Source organism: Maritimimonas rapanae (genome assembly GCF_057837205.1).
The window spans coordinates 184486-200042 of record NZ_JBYQFI010000002.1; the positions used below are offsets into that span (position 1 = coordinate 184486).

Below are 15557 nucleotides of genomic sequence, written 5' to 3' on the forward strand. Positions count from 1 at the left end.
TTCTAAAATCTTTATTAAGTCTTTCTTGCTAGCCTTTCTTGAGGCATTAAACAATTGTAAGTAAAAGCATTAACTGGAGTTTCAATACCTAATCTTTTACCCTCATTTACGATGTAACCATTAAAGTTTTTAAGTTCACTAGGTTTGCCTTCCATAATATCGCGTTGCATAGAAGCTGTAGTATTTGGCCCCATGCTTAAAAACATAGTAATAGCACGATCTACATCTTCTGAAGTTAAATTAATTTTTTTAGCATTGGCAACAACTCTAATTTCATTAGCAGTCTTATTGATGATATCCATAATATGTTCATCTTGTTGAAACTCACCAAAAGGAACTCTGGTCAACGATCCAATGCCACTAACTGTAGCAATGAATAAAAATTTACGCCAGATATCTAAGTGAATATTTTTAGATATTTTGTTCTTGATATTAGATTTGTTAAAAATGGAATGGACTTCTTGCACTCTTTCTGTTTGGCTGTTGTCATATTCACCAAAGATGATTTCGGGTTCGTAGACAAAATGATTGATGATACCTGGCGCTTCAATCTTGCTAACTATTTTGCATAAACCAGCTAATACATTTTTATGCGGAAGTACAGCTCTTAATTTATCAGCATTATCGGCGCCATTTTGTAATGGTAAAACCATTGTTTTTTTATTCAAAATGGGTTTTATTTGTTTCGCTACTTCCTCAACTTGCCAAGATTTTGTAGCTAAAATAAATAGGTCAGCGTTTTGAATACTATCAACTTTATCAGTTGATTTCGGATGCACTATAAAACCACCTTTAACACTTTTTACTTGTAATCCATTTTTTTTAATAGCTTCTAAATGTTTTCCTCTGGCAACGAAGGTTACATTAAACCCGGCTTGAGCTAATTTTCCACCAAAATAACCGCCAACTCCCCCTGCTCCTACAACAACTATATTCATCTAAATAACTTTAAAATTTAAAAGTACAGTTTTTTGTACATTTAGGCTTCTTAAAACTAAACCATGAAAAATTTACTCTTCGTTCTATTAATGCTATTAACTCTTGCCTGCCAGCAGCAGGAAAAAGCTGATTTATTGGTAATTAATGGTAATATCTATACTGTTAATGACAGTTTTGTTAAAACGGAAGCATTTGCCGTAAAGGATGGAAAGATCATCGCTGTTGGAAGTACGGATGAAATTAAAAAGAAGTATGCAACTCTTAAAACTGTTGATGCTAAAGGAAAGGCAGTATATCCAGGGTTTATTGATGCTCATTGTCATTTTTTCGGATTAGGGTTGGCAGAACAGAATGTAAGATTAGAAGGCACAAAGAGTTTTGATGAAGTGTTACAAAGACTTGTTGATTTTCAGAAAGAAAAGAATGTTTCATATATCACTGGCCGTGGATGGGATCAAAATGATTGGGAAGTCAAAGAATTTCCAACAAAAGAAAAATTAGATTCAATATTTCCGGACACACCTGTTGCAATTAGAAGAGTTGATGGACATGCCTTATTGGTAAATCAAGCTGCCATAGATTTAGCTGGAGTTACGGTTGACACACCATTTTCTGGAGGTTATATATTACAAAAAGATGGAAAATTAACAGGGATATTTATTGACAACCCTATGGACTTGATTGGGGCAACAATTCCCTTAGAGAATATAGGAACTTATGTTAGTGCTTTAAAAGACGCAGAGCGAATTTGTTTTGATCTGGGTTTAACTACGGTAAATGATGCAGGACTGTCTAAAGAAGCCATCGAACTTATAGATAGCTTACAAAAAGCAGGTGAACTAAAAATGCGCATTTATGCTATGATCTCTGGTTCAGAAAAAAATCTTGATTACTATTTAAAGAAAGGGATTCATAAAACTGATCGTTTGAATGTTCGTTCTTTTAAAATTTATGGTGATGGTGCTTTAGGATCAAGAGGTGCCGCTATGCGTAAATCTTATAGTGATAAACCAGATCACTATGGAGCCTTAGTAAATACTCCTGAATTCTTAGCTAATGCAGCTGAACGAATTGCCGATTCTGAATTTCAAATGAATACACATGCTATAGGAGATTCTGCAAATCACTTTTTATTAGAAACATATAAACGTGTTTTAAAGGATAAAAAAGATAGACGCTGGAAGATTGAGCATGCACAAATAGTATCGCCAGAGGATTTTGATACTTTTAAAAATATTATTCCTTCTGTACAACCTACGCATGCCACAAGTGATATGTACTGGGCAGAAGACCGTGTGGGGCCAGATCGTATAAAAGGTGGATATGCTTTTAAAGATTTATTGAATCAATACGGTAAAGTGGCTTTAGGTACTGATTTTCCAGTTGAAAAAGTAAGCCCATTTTTAACTTTTTATGCTGCTGTGGCACGTAAGGATTTGAATAAATATCCTAAAGATGGGTATCAAACGGAAAATGCTTTGTCACGTGAAGAAACTTTAAAAGGAATGACTATTTGGGCTGCTTATTCAAATTTTGAAGAAAATGAAAAAGGAAGTATTGAAGCTGGTAAATTTGCCGATTTCATTATTTTAGATCAAGATATAATGACAATTGACATTGATAAAGTTCCGAACACAAAAGTTGTAGAAACATATGTAAACGGAGAAAAGGTAAAGTAAATTTAACGATCTTCTCTATGCGCTAACGAATTCTCTTTACTTTTGAATTGTAATGGTATTTTCACTCGAGTGGCTTCCCAGCCAAGTACCATGTTTATTTGTTCTGCTTTCTTTTTGAACGCAATAGAGAAAGTTTCTAATTCTTCAGCTTTAGTTACAGGCACATTAATTTCTGCTACATTAAATAGCGGATCATATTGAAAAGCTCCCCAAGTATCTATCTGAGAGTTTAAAATGACTTTCCATTCTTTTTGCCCAGGTATTGTTAATAATACATATGTACCTGCTTTTATCTTTTCATTACCAAAATAAACATCTTTGTAAAATTTTACCTCAGTAGCTTCATTATAGCCTGTACGCCAAACTTCCCCGTAAGGGACAATATTACCAAAAACTTTTTCACCATTATTAGACGGCCTCCCATAAAGTACTTTTACCAATGGAGGTGTAACTCTGGTTTCTCTGTAATACGAAATGTCATGTGGAACTTTATCTACTTTATTAAAAGCCTGAGCTGTACTTTCTATAATAAAAAGTGATAAAAATAGAAATACAAAAAATGCAGCGTAGTTTGTTTTCTTCATGTTAGTTTCTGTTTAGCGTAAGTATCTAACGTTTATAATCATTGCTTTAGTATTGGTATGTATGAATCGTTTAGTTAGAATCTATTAGTATTTGTTATGATAATTGACGAAAATCTTACAGTATTACATTTAATTAAATCTTAAATTATTAATTTATAATTAAATTTTATGTTTTTGTTTTCATTTAGTAATGATAAATCAATATTTGCATACAAATAAAGAACAAAAACAACAAGATTATGTGTGGAATTGTGTGTGCATTCGATTTAAAGCAAGATTCTGAAGTATTAAGGCCTCAAATCTTAGAAATGGCGAAAAAAATTCGTCATAGAGGTCCAGATTGGAGCGGAATTTACAGTAACGATAAGGCTATTCTTGCCCATGAACGTCTAGCCATTGTTGACCCCGCTTCGGGTAAACAACCACTTTTTAGTAAAGATAAAAAATTGGTGCTTGCTGCTAATGGTGAGATCTATAATCATAGAGACATCCGCAAAGATTTTGAGAAAACATATCAATTTCAAACACAATCAGATTGCGAAGTTATTCTAGCTCTTTATAAAGAAAAAGGTGAACGATTTTTAGATGACCTTAACGGGATATTTGGCTTTGCGCTTTATGATGTTGAGGAAGATGCTTACCTAATTGCTCGTGACCATATGGGCATTATACCATTATATATCGGATGGGATAAGTTCGGTACTTTTTATGTTGCTTCTGAATTAAAAGCCTTAGAACGAATTTGTACTAAAATAGAAATATTTCCTCCAGGTCATTATTTATATAGTAAAGATGTAGAAATAAAAGAATGGTATCAACGTGATTGGATGGATTATGAAGCAGTTAAAGAAAATCAAACTAATATTAATGAAATACGAGATGCTTTAGAAGCTGCTGTGCATCGTCAGTTAATGTCTGACGTTCCTTATGGAGTTTTGCTTTCTGGCGGATTAGATTCAAGTATTACCTCGGCAATAGCAAAAAAATATGCTGCAAAGCGTATTGAATCTGATGATACAAAAGAAGCTTGGTATCCTCAATTACATTCATTTTCTATAGGATTAGAAGGGTCGCCTGATTTAATAGCTGCTCAGAAAGTAGCAGATCATATTGGTACTATTCATCATGAAATAACCTTTACAATTCAAGAAGGTTTGGATGCCATTAAGGATGTTATCTATCAATTAGAAACTTATGACATTACCACCGTTAGGGCTTCTACGCCTATGTATTTAATGGCTAGAGTTATTAAATCAATGGGTATTAAAATGGTGTTATCTGGCGAGGGAGCAGATGAGATTTTCGGAGGTTATCTCTATTTTCATAAAGCACCAAACGCAGAAGAATTCCACAAAGAGACTATTAGGAAACTAGATAAACTCTATCAATATGACTGTCTAAGAGCAAATAAGAGTTTAATGGCATGGGGCATCGAAGGTCGTGTTCCTTTCCTTGACAAAGAATTTATGGATGTTGCTATGCGAATTAACCCTGAAGATAAAATGATAAATGGTGAACGTATGGAAAAATGGGTATTACGTAAAGCCTTTGAAAGTTATTTGCCAGAATCCGTAGTGTGGAGACAAAAAGAGCAATTTAGTGATGGTGTAGGTTATAACTGGATTGATACCCTAAAAGAATTGGTTGAAAGAGAAGTAACGGACGAACAAATGAAAAATGCAGCTTTTCGTTTTCCAAAACAGACACCAACCACAAAAGAAGAATATTATTATAGAAGTATTTTCGAAGCGCATTTTCCAAGTGAAGCTGCTGCATTAACAGTGCCTTCTGTACCCTCTATTGCCTGTAGTACACCAACAGCTTTAGAATGGGATGAAAGCTTTAAAAATACTAACGAGCCTAGTGGCCGTGCGATAGCGATGGTGCATGAAGATTCCTATTAATTAAAATATAAAAGGAAGAGTTGTGTTTTTGTTCTAAATACGGTTTCAAAATTTATTTTGGAGCCGTATTTAATTTTGTTCAATTGTTATCCGTAACTTTACATTCCTTAAAAAAACAAGCCATTTTCATTTAAAAAATTAAATAGATGAAAATTTTAATTGTAGAAGACGAAATTGAATTATTAGAAAGTATGGTTAGCTTTCTAAAGAATGAAGATTTTATCTGTGAACAAGCCACAACTTTTTTTGATGCTGAAGATAAACTGATCAGCTTTAAATACGATGTCGTTGTGTTAGATATTAATTTACCCGATGGTAGTGGTATCGATCTATTAAAACTTATTAAAGAGCGTGACTCAAGTATCGGGGTACTAATAGTTTCAGCAAGAGACTCTTTAGACGATAAGCTAGAAGGTTTAGATCTAGGTGCCGATGATTATATCACAAAACCATTCCATTTAGCGGAGTTAAATTCTAGAATTAATTCTTTAATTCGTCGTAGAAGTTTTGGCGGCAGTGAGTCTATTGTTTTCAATGAAATTGAAATTGATCCGGGTTCAAAAACAGTTACTATAGATAAAAAGCCAATAGAACTAACCAAAAAAGAATATAACCTTTTACTATACTTTATAGCTAATAAAAATAAAGTTGTAACCAAAGAATCTATAGCTGAACATCTTTGGGGAGATGAGATTGAGATGGCTGATAGCTTTGATTTTATCTACACTCATTTAGGTAATCTTAGAAAGAAGATGAAAAAGTATGGCTCTAAAGACTATGTAAAAACCATGTATGGCTTAGGTTATAAATTTGCCGAATAACTATAATATCTCCACTTTCGTGGAAGAGGAATATGAAACTTATTGAAAGAACAGGTAGGGCTTATTTATTTTTATCAATTGCAATTTTTGTTCTAGGTGGTATTCTTTTAGCAATAATTTTAACAACAGTAATGAATCGGCGTCTGGACGAAAAATTATTGTACAACAAAGAAGTAGTTGCTAAACGTATTAAGTATGATTATCCTCTAACCATTTTCGAAGAACCCGAAGAATTAACAGAGGCTGAAAATAGATTATACCCTAATGACACACTAATTTATAAAGACACATTAATATTTCATGCCATAGATGATGTAGAAGGAGCAGAAGATTTTGAAAAATATCGTCAATTAACTTCCTACGAAACCCTTCAAGGTATTCGTTATAAAATTGTTACAAGAAACTCTTTAGAAAGAAATCAAGTTTATGTAACATTGATTACTGCCTCTACAATAATTATTATCCTTTTGCTCTTGACCGGATTATGGTTTTTTAACACACGAATTGCTAAGAAAATTTGGAATCCTTTTCATAATAACCTGAATAATTTAACAAATTTTTCTATTCAAGATCAAAAGCCCATCGAATTACAAGAATCTAGCATCGATGAATTTAAGCAGTTGAATAAATCGATAGAAAATTTGACTAAAAAAGTAAGTTCAGATTTTAATAATCTAAAAGAATTTACTGAAAATGCTTCACATGAAATGCAGACGCCATTGGCCATTATGCAATCGAAAATAGAGTTGTTATTACAATCTGAAAACCTAAATGAAGAAGAAATCAATCAACTACAATCTATTTATCAAGCTGGCAAACGGCTTTCTAAGCTTAATAAAACATTATTAACCTTGGCAAAAGTTGAAAATCGCCAATTCAGTGAAATAGAGAGCATTAATCTAACTGAGCTGATTAATAATAAGATTGAAAATTATGAGGATTTTATTTTTCAAAAAGAGCTGTCAGTAACAAAAAAATTAGAACCTAATACTTTTTTATCTACTAACAGCACACTAATTGATATGCTTATTACAAATTTATTGTCGAATTCAATAAGACACAATACCTCTAAAGGCTCAATAAATATAGAGCTTAAACCACAATATTTTTTTATTTCTAATACGGGTAATGAGTTAAAAATTGATCCAAAAAATTTATTTAATCGCTTTAAAAAAGAGAGCTCATCGCCAGATTCTTCTGGCTTAGGTTTAGCTATTGTTAAGAAGATATGTGATATCAATGAATGGAAGATCGACTATACATACGCAGACAAACAACATCAGATTATGGTGCGCTTTTAAATCTTTAGAATTTCTTTAGATTCTTATTATACATTTGGTTTATATAATTGATTGCTTTCGCTGATTGAGATCAAAATAAATAACTTTTTTATTTTTCGATTAATGGCATAAGGGGAAAAATTAAAAAATTAATCAATCAGAATAGAAAGCTAATTCGGTTAATGGCTTGTAGGGTGAAATAGTCTAAAATTGCTTCAAAGTTTTAGACTATTTCTTTTAAAAAGTAGATTAAAAACTAAACATATACTCTAAATTAAGTTAATAACTTCCGCGTTATTAATACAAAAAAAACACGCTAATCGCGTGTTTTTTTATTTTGTAAACTTTAACATAAAAGCTCCTTCTGTTTCAGATTTTCTTTAGAATCGCACTGTACTTTTGATTCTGCAAACAAAAGCTAAATTTTAGCTTAAAACATTTATAATTTATGAAGAAATTAAGCATTCTATTCTTTTTTTCATTTCTATGCGCAATAAGTTACGCCCAAGAAAAAGAAGAAAATAAAATAGCAGAAGTAGTAGAAGAGAAACAAGAAGCAGTTGTTGTTAAAAAAACCAAGGTAGATGTAGGTAGAATTCCAGTTAGGGTATTAGAAACCCTTAAAAATTCTTATGCCAAACATTTTGTAACAAAGGCTTATAAGACAAAGAATAAAGATGTTATATACTTTATCGAACTTCAAAAAAACAGAGAATGGTTTACTATAGCTGTAGACAAAGATGGTCATGTTATTAGAGAAATTAAAGGTGAAACCAAAACCTCTCTTGCTGGACTAAACTAAAATTCAAACCATATTGATTATTTGTATTATTATACATTTTAAAAACATGTTCTTTTAGAACATGTTTTTTTTATGCTTTTTTTAACATAAAATTGAGCATTTTTTTAGATTTCCTTTAGATTCAAAACCTAACTTTGAGCAACAAACAAAAACTATTTTTAATTTAAACTACACATCATGAAAAAATTAAGCATTCTATTTGTATTAGCAATCTTTTGCCTTACAACAACCACCGCATTTGCTCAAGAAGCAAAAGAAGAAGTTAAAAAAGTTGCTAAAAAAGAAATGAAAGCAAAAAAAGATTACGCTGAAGTAGCAACAGCTGATCTTCCTGAAGCTGTTCAAGCAACTTTAAAAGAATCATTTGCCGACTACAATGTTAAAAAAGCTTACAAAACAAAAGCCGATAATGGTAGTGTTATGTATTATGCTAAAGTAGAAAAAGATGGAAAGTGGTTAAAAGTTGGAATCGACGCAGATGGGAAAGTTCTAAAGAAAAAAGAAATTCACAAAAAGCATAAGAAAGAAAAAAGTTCAAAATAGTAAGAGAGATCATTTAAAAAATGGCTCATAGTAGGGTTAGAAATAGCTTAAAATAATTAGTAAGATTTTAAGCTATTTCTTTTTGTAAAATACAGAGACAAATTACTATCTTAATTTTCTAATTTTTGTTAATAACTTACGTTATTATGCAGCTCAAAAAACACACTCAACCGAGCGTGTTTTCTTATATTTGTATGTTTTTGAAAATACGTAAAAAAGAGAGATAAATAATATGAGTGAAGAGGCAAAAAAACCGAATTATTCAGCTGATAGTATTCAGGCATTAGAAGGGATGGAGCATGTAAGAATGCGTCCGTCTATGTATATTGGTGATGTAGGTATAAGAGGACTCCATCATTTGGTTTATGAAGTAGTAGATAATTCAATTGATGAGGCGATGGCTGGCCATTGTGATGCAATTGATGTTTGGATAAACGAAGACAATTCAATTACCGTAAAAGATAATGGTCGTGGTATACCAGTAGGTATGCATAAAAAAGAAGGCGTTTCTGCTTTAGAGGTAGTAATGACCAAAATTGGTGCAGGTGGTAAATTCGATAAAGATTCTTATAAAGTTTCTGGTGGTTTACACGGTGTAGGTGTATCTGTTGTAAATGCATTGTCAAATCATTTAAAAGCTACTGTTTATCGCGAAGGGAAGATTTGGGAACAAGAATATGAAAAAGGTAAAACACTTTATCCTGTAAAAACTGTAGGTGATTCTAATGAAAATGGAACCATGGTGACCTTTTCGCCTGATGACACCATATTTCAAGCAGAAATAGATTTTAGTTACGAGACACTATCGACCCGCATGCGTGAGCTTTCCTTTTTAAATAAAGGAATTAAAATATCTATTACTGATAAACGTGAAAAAGACGAAGAAGGTAACTTTATTAGAGAAGATTTTCATAGCACCGAAGGACTAAAAGAATTTGTTCGATATCTTGATGCTACACGAGAGCAATTAACATCTGATGTGATCTCTATGGAGGGAGAAAAAAATGGTGTTCCTGTAGAGGTAGCTATGGTTTATAATACTTCGTATACAGAGAATTTACATTCTTATGTGAATAATATTAATACACACGAGGGAGGAACACACTTGTCAGGATTTAGAAGAGGATTAACAGGTACTTTAAAGAAATATGCTGAATCTTCTGGTATGTTAGACAAATTAAAGTTTGAAATTGCCGGTGATGATTTCCGTGAAGGATTAACAGCAATTATTTCTGTAAAAGTAGCTGAACCTCAATTTGAAGGACAAACCAAAACCAAATTAGGGAATAGAGAGGTTACTTCTGCTGTAAGCCAGGCTGTTTCAGAGATGTTAACCAATTATTTAGAGGAAAACCCTAGCGATGCTAAAATAATAGTTCAGAAAGTTATTTTAGCTGCTCAAGCACGCCATGCTGCTCGCAAAGCACGTGAGATGGTACAACGTAAAACCGTAATGAGTGGCGGTGGTCTACCAGGTAAGCTTTCTGATTGCGCTTGGAGTGAACCAGAAAAATGTGAAATTTTCTTAGTAGAGGGTGATTCTGCAGGTGGTACGGCAAAGCAGGGACGTGATCGTAACTTTCAAGCAATTTTACCCTTACGTGGTAAGATTTTGAATGTTGAAAAAGCTATGCAACATAAGGTTTTTGAAAATGAAGAGATCAAAAACATGTTTACTGCACTGGGAGTTACCATAGGTACCGAAGAAGATAGCAAAGCTTTGAATCTCGAAAAATTACGCTACCATAAAATTGTAATTATGTGTGATGCCGATGTAGATGGTAGTCACATTGCAACGCTTATATTAACTTTCTTCTTTAGATACATGAAGGAATTGATCGAAGAAGGCTACGTGTATATTGCTGCTCCTCCATTGTACTTAGTTAAGAAAGGCGCTAAAAAAGAATATGCTTGGAATGATGAAGAACGTGATGCATTGGTAGAAAAATTTGGTGGTAGTGCTTCCATACAACGCTATAAAGGTCTTGGTGAAATGAATGCTGAGCAATTATGGGAAACTACTATGAATCCTGAATTTAGAACGATGCGTCTTGTAACGATCGATAGTGGTGTTGAAGCTGATAGAGTTTTCTCTATGTTAATGGGTGATGATGTTCCGCCAAGAAGAGAATTTATAGAAAATAATGCGATCTACGCAAATATTGATATTTAATTAACCTTTTCCATGAAAATGGAAATCTAAACAACACAAAAACAATAATTAAAAAATGAAAGTAACAGTTGTAGGAGCTGGCGCGGTTGGCGCTAGTTGTGCAGAGTATATAGCAATTAAAGATTTTGCATCTGAAGTAGTCTTATTAGATATTAAGGAAGGGTACGCTGAAGGAAAAGCAATGGATCTAATGCAAACTGCTTCGTTAAACGGATTTGACACTAAAATTACTGGTACAACAGGTGATTATAGTAAAACTGCAGATTCAGATATTTGTGTAATTACTTCTGGTATTCCTCGTAAACCCGGCATGACACGTGAAGAATTAATTGGTATTAATGCTGGTATAGTAAAATCTGTATCATCAAGTTTAATTGAGCATTCGCCTAATACTATCATAATCGTGGTATCTAACCCAATGGATACAATGACCTATCTAGTACATAAAACAACTGATTTACCAAAGAATAGAATTATTGGTATGGGTGGCGCATTAGATTCTGCTCGTTTTAAATATCGTCTTGCTGAAGCTTTAGGAGCTCCAATTTCTGATGTAGACGGAATGGTTATCGGAGGACATTCTGATAAAGGAATGGTGCCTTTAACACGTTTAGCTACACGTAATTCTGTACATGTTTCAGAATTTATTTCTGACGAAAGATTAAATCAAGTAAAAGAAGATACTAAAGTTGGTGGCGCAACACTTACTAAATTATTAGGTACTTCTGCTTGGTATGCTCCAGGAGCTGCGGTTTCTGGTTTAGTTCAAGCAATAGCTTGTGACCAGAAAAAAATATTCCCTTGCTCTACTTATTTAGATGGCGAATATGGTTTATCTGATCTTTGTATCGGTGTACCGGTGGTATTAGGTAGAAATGGAATTGAAAAGGTAGTTGAAATTGACTTGAGCGAAGCAGAAAAAGCACATATGCAAGAATCTGCTACAGGAGTATCTAAAACAAATGGATTATTAGAATTATAATCCTTTTCAATAAAATAAAAAAAACCAGCCGATCGGCTGGTTTTTTTTATTAATCTTTTTGTGAATTGATAAACAATCAACCTTTTATCCAAGCGTTTCTTAATTTAGTTTGCTTTTCTGTAGCATTCTCTTTTGGAGCTAGTTTTTTTCCTTTTGTATAAGACTGCGTTAATTTAGTTTTTATAACAATCTCCTCGCCTGCTCTTTCAAGTTTTACTTCTACTTCCTGACCAGGTTGCCACCCAAAAACTTGTCCGAAAACCTGATTAGCATTTTGCAATGTAACTTCAGTACCATTAACAGATTTAACTACATCTTTAGGTTGTACACCTTGCTCATTCCAAAAACTATTATCAGCAACTAAGTCATTAAAAATAATAGCTCCTTTTTCTTGATCAGCTCCAAAAATTAAAGCACCTGCGTTTTGAACGTAATTAGTTTTTACTTTGCTTTCAGAAATTTCTAATCCAACTTTATCAAAATAGGTATTATAATTTATTGGAGTAGATCCTATTACATTAGTATTAAAAAATTCACTAATTGATGGATATGTCATAGCAACAATCTCATCAATAATTTTATCATCCTCAAACGGTTTATTCTTTCCGTATTTTAAAGATAATTCTTTCATTAAACTTAAAATACCTCTATTACCATCACTCTCTTCTCGCATCAAAATATCTATACACATGCCTATTAAAGCTCCTTTTTGATATACATTACCATAGTTATCTGCATATTCTTTTTCTAGAATATTCTCACTCTTCTTCGTAAAACTCATAGCATCATTGTACCCTAAAGATGTATTAATCTTACCCATTACCTTTGTATAAAATTCGTCCTCTGAAACTAGCCCTTGGTTTACTTGAAACAGCGTTGCGAAATATTCTGTAAGCCCCTCATACATCCATAAATGCTTAGAAAAGGTCGGTTGATTATAATCAAAATAGTGTACATCTTCAGAATGTACACTTAAAGGAGTAACGATGTGAAAGAACTCATGAGAAACAATATCTACTAAACTTTTTGATAATGCTTCTTCTGGCATAGATTCTGGCATTACCACAACGGTAGAAGTATGATGTTCTAAAGCGCCAAATTTTGTTGGAGAATCTTCTTCATTTCTAGCTAAATAAACATAAATATCATAGCGAGGTGTACTATTGATATCTCCTAAATAGGCTTTCTGACCTTGCATCATCTTTTCAATTGTCTTCTTAAGTGTACTGGCAGAATGAAGCTTGTTAGGAGAATATACACTTAATACAATTTTAATATCACCCACATTAAACTCTTCTACAGTTAAGCTTCCATACATCATCGGATTATCAGTGATGTCAAAATATCTAGGTGCAAAGTAGCTAGAGGTTAGTGTAGTTCCGTCTTCGCTTATTTTACTATTGGTAACTTGTAAAGCTGAAGTTCGCACAAAGTCTTTAGGAGCAGCAACATCTAATTTATATTGGCTGTTCTTTAAAGAATCAAAATACCCAATAAAACCATGAAGGTTTAAAACATAGTTGTCAGGTTCTATATTAGTCCCTGCCATTGAATATGGTGTATTAATTTCTTTATTCTTTTCTACATCGAATGTGTCATTTACTAAGTATGTGATCTTATCTAATTTAGTAGCATTGTTAATTGTCCATGTATTAGTCGATACTTTTTCTACAGGTATTTCATTCCCATCATAATCAATGGCTTTTAAATCATCAATAAAATATCCGAAATCACTTACCTCATATGTTCCTTGAACCACTTTAGGTAGGCGATATGTAACTGTATCTGTAGTAAATCGCCCAGGGTTGATAGTAACAGGAACCTTATCATCTGTTACTTTCATTAAATCAATAAATGATTCAATTGGAACTTGTGTAGCTAAGTCGTTTGATGTTGCTGTTTTTACAGTACCACAACTAACCAAAATAGCTGCAAGTAAAAGCATCATTGTATTTCTCATTGTATAAAATTTTTAATTTTATAATTAGTATTAAAAAAGGAAATTGTGTTACACTTTTTAACTAATTCTTTAAGATAATCCTGAAATTACACCATTATTATCTATGGTCATATTTTCTGAAGCCGGTTGACCAGGTAAGCCAGGCATACGCATCATTTTACCTAAAATTGGAATTAAGAATCTTGCCCCTGCAGCAATCTCTATTTCTCGAACTGTAATTCTAAACCCAGACGGGCGTCCGATTAATTTTTCATTATCAGAAAAAGATTTTTGTGTTTTTGCCATACAAATAGCAAAATCGTTAAACCCTAAACGATCAATTCGTTTTAAATTGAGTTTAGCTCTATTGTCAAAATCAACGCCATCTGCTCCATATATTTCTCGTGCAATTTTCTCAATCTTTTCAACTACAGGTGTCTTCCAATGGTATAGTGGTTTAAACTGAGTAGCTTTATTTTCAACCACATCAACTACGGCTCTAGCAAGATCTTGTGTTCCATTTCCTCCTTCTGCCCATCCTTTAGAAACAACGGCATTAACCCCTAAAGATTTACATCTATCTATTACTAAATCTATTTCATCTTGAGTATCACTTATAAAACTGTTGATAGCAACTACTGGTTCAATATTAAACTTTCTAATATTTTCAATATGTTTTTCAAGATTTGCAAATCCGTTTGCTACACGCTCAACACTTGGTGTGTTATATTCTTCTTTTGGTGAACCACCGTGATGACGTAATGCTCTAATTGTAGCAACCAGCACAACACATTTAGGGTTTAATCCCGCATATGCCGATTTAATATTTAGAAATTTCTCTGCTCCTAAGTCAGCTCCGAAGCCAGCTTCCGTTACTACATAATTTGATAATGAAAGTCCCATTTTAGTAGCAATGATAGTGTTTGTTCCTTGTGCGATATTCGCAAAAGGACCACCATGAATAATAGCTGGATTATGCTCTAATGTTTGCACTAAATTTGGTTTAATAGCATCTTTTAATAAGATTGCCATAGCGTTTTCAGCTTTTAAGTCACTCGCAAAAATAGGTCTACGGCTAAAGGTAAATCCAACAAAAATATTACCCAAACGCCATTTTAAATCATCAAAATCTTTCGCCATGCAAAGAATAGCCATAACTTCAGAAGCAGGTGTGATATTAAAACCGTCTTCACGTGGAATTCCGTTAGAAATACCCCCCAAACCTATAGTGATTTCTCGTAAGGCTCTGTCGTTCATATCAATCACACGTTTCCAAGCAATGGTACGAGGGTCTATCCCTAAATTATTTACCTTACTTTGTAAATTATTATCAATTAATGCCGATAATAAGTTATTAGCCTTTTCAACTGCATTAAAATCACCTGTAAAATGCAGATTAATATCTTCCATTGGTACTACTTGAGAATATCCTCCACCGGCTGCTCCTCCTTTAATACCAAAAACTGGCCCTAAAGAAGGTTCGCGTAAAACTACTGTCGTCTGTTTACCGATTTTATTTAACCCTTCGGTTAATCCAATAGAAACGGTTGTCTTTCCTTCTCCAGCTGGCGTAGGTGTTAAAGCTGTAACTAAAATCAAATTGTTGTTTTTAGCCTTTTCTTCATTAATTAAATCTAATGGAAGCTTCGCTTTATACTTTCCATAAAGGATTAGATCATCTTCTTCTATATTAATTTTTGCAGCTACATCTTTAATATGTTGCATTTTATTTTGCTGAGCAATTTCAATATCGGTAAGGTGTGACATGTAAAAAAATTTGAGTTTGCTAATATATAAAATTTACCTCGAGAAGCCTTGTGAATAGCATCTCTAAGTCCATTATTTTCAGAGATTTCTGACGTAAAAAGCTGATAAAGAAAAAAGTGCAAAACAATTGGCTATTCATTAACG

Annotated in this window: 12 protein-coding genes; 8 read left to right on the plus strand and 4 right to left on the minus strand. The window is 33.0% G+C overall.

Annotated elements, in window-relative coordinates; translation table 11 throughout:
• Nucleotides 1–14: 14 nt before the first annotated feature.
• Nucleotides 15–938 carry a ketopantoate reductase family protein gene (locus AC3IF2_RS10885; protein ID WP_489167220.1) on the minus strand — a complete coding sequence of 308 codons (924 nt, stop codon included), beginning with the start codon at nucleotides 936–938 and terminating at the stop codon, nucleotides 15–17.
• 63 nt (nucleotides 939–1001) lie between these two features.
• Between AC3IF2_RS10885 and AC3IF2_RS10890 the strand changes: the two genes are divergently transcribed.
• A complete protein-coding gene (locus AC3IF2_RS10890) occupies nucleotides 1002–2618 on the plus strand; it encodes an amidohydrolase (RefSeq protein WP_489167222.1) in 1617 nt (538 codons plus the stop codon).
• Between the two features lie 2 nt (nucleotides 2619–2620).
• Here AC3IF2_RS10890 and AC3IF2_RS10895 read toward each other — a convergent pair whose 3' ends face one another.
• Nucleotides 2621–3202 carry a DUF2911 domain-containing protein gene (locus AC3IF2_RS10895; protein ID WP_489167224.1) on the minus strand — a complete coding sequence of 194 codons (582 nt, stop codon included), beginning with the start codon at nucleotides 3200–3202 and terminating at the stop codon, nucleotides 2621–2623.
• Between the two features lie 239 nt (nucleotides 3203–3441).
• Here AC3IF2_RS10895 and asnB point away from each other — a divergent pair, with 239 nt between their 5' ends.
• The 7 genes from asnB to mdh all read left to right on the plus strand — a co-directional run bounded on the left by asnB (nucleotide 3442) and on the right by mdh (nucleotide 11707).
• On the plus strand, nucleotides 3442–5106 hold the full coding sequence (gene asnB, locus AC3IF2_RS10900) for an asparagine synthase B (RefSeq protein WP_489167226.1): 1665 nt from the start codon (nucleotides 3442–3444) through the stop codon (nucleotides 5104–5106).
• Nucleotides 5107–5252: 146 nt separating this feature from the next.
• Nucleotides 5253–5927 (plus strand): response regulator transcription factor, encoded by a 675-nt coding sequence (locus AC3IF2_RS10905; RefSeq protein WP_489167227.1) that lies wholly within the window; start codon nucleotides 5253–5255, stop codon nucleotides 5925–5927.
• A 32-nt stretch (nucleotides 5928–5959) separates the two neighbouring features.
• Nucleotides 5960–7228 (plus strand): sensor histidine kinase, encoded by a 1269-nt coding sequence (locus tag AC3IF2_RS10910; protein ID WP_489167228.1) that lies wholly within the window; start codon nucleotides 5960–5962, stop codon nucleotides 7226–7228.
• Nucleotides 7229–7655: 427 nt separating this feature from the next.
• Nucleotides 7656–8009: a hypothetical protein gene (locus AC3IF2_RS10915; RefSeq protein WP_489167229.1), complete on the plus strand. Its 354-nt coding sequence runs from the start codon at nucleotides 7656–7658 to the stop codon at nucleotides 8007–8009.
• Between the two features lie 177 nt (nucleotides 8010–8186).
• On the plus strand, nucleotides 8187–8552 hold the full coding sequence (locus AC3IF2_RS10920; protein WP_489167230.1) for a hypothetical protein: 366 nt from the start codon (nucleotides 8187–8189) through the stop codon (nucleotides 8550–8552).
• Nucleotides 8553–8784: 232 nt separating this feature from the next.
• Nucleotides 8785–10725: a DNA topoisomerase (ATP-hydrolyzing) subunit B gene (gene gyrB, locus AC3IF2_RS10925; RefSeq protein WP_489167231.1), complete on the plus strand. Its 1941-nt coding sequence runs from the start codon at nucleotides 8785–8787 to the stop codon at nucleotides 10723–10725.
• A 55-nt stretch (nucleotides 10726–10780) separates the two neighbouring features.
• Nucleotides 10781–11707, plus strand: coding sequence for a malate dehydrogenase (gene mdh, locus AC3IF2_RS10930; protein ID WP_489167233.1), 927 nt, complete (start codon nucleotides 10781–10783; stop codon nucleotides 11705–11707).
• 76 nt (nucleotides 11708–11783) lie between these two features.
• Here the strand turns inward: mdh and AC3IF2_RS10935 are convergent, their stop codons facing one another.
• Nucleotides 11784–13667, minus strand: a complete 1884-nt coding sequence (locus AC3IF2_RS10935; protein WP_489167235.1) for a M61 family metallopeptidase — start codon at nucleotides 13665–13667, stop codon at nucleotides 11784–11786.
• Nucleotides 13668–13736: 69 nt separating this feature from the next.
• The gene (locus tag AC3IF2_RS10940; protein WP_489167236.1) at nucleotides 13737–15413 is read right to left on the minus strand and encodes a formate--tetrahydrofolate ligase; all 1677 of its coding nucleotides are present in this window, start codon (nucleotides 15411–15413) and stop codon (nucleotides 13737–13739) included.
• Between the last annotated feature and the right edge of the window lie 144 nt (nucleotides 15414–15557).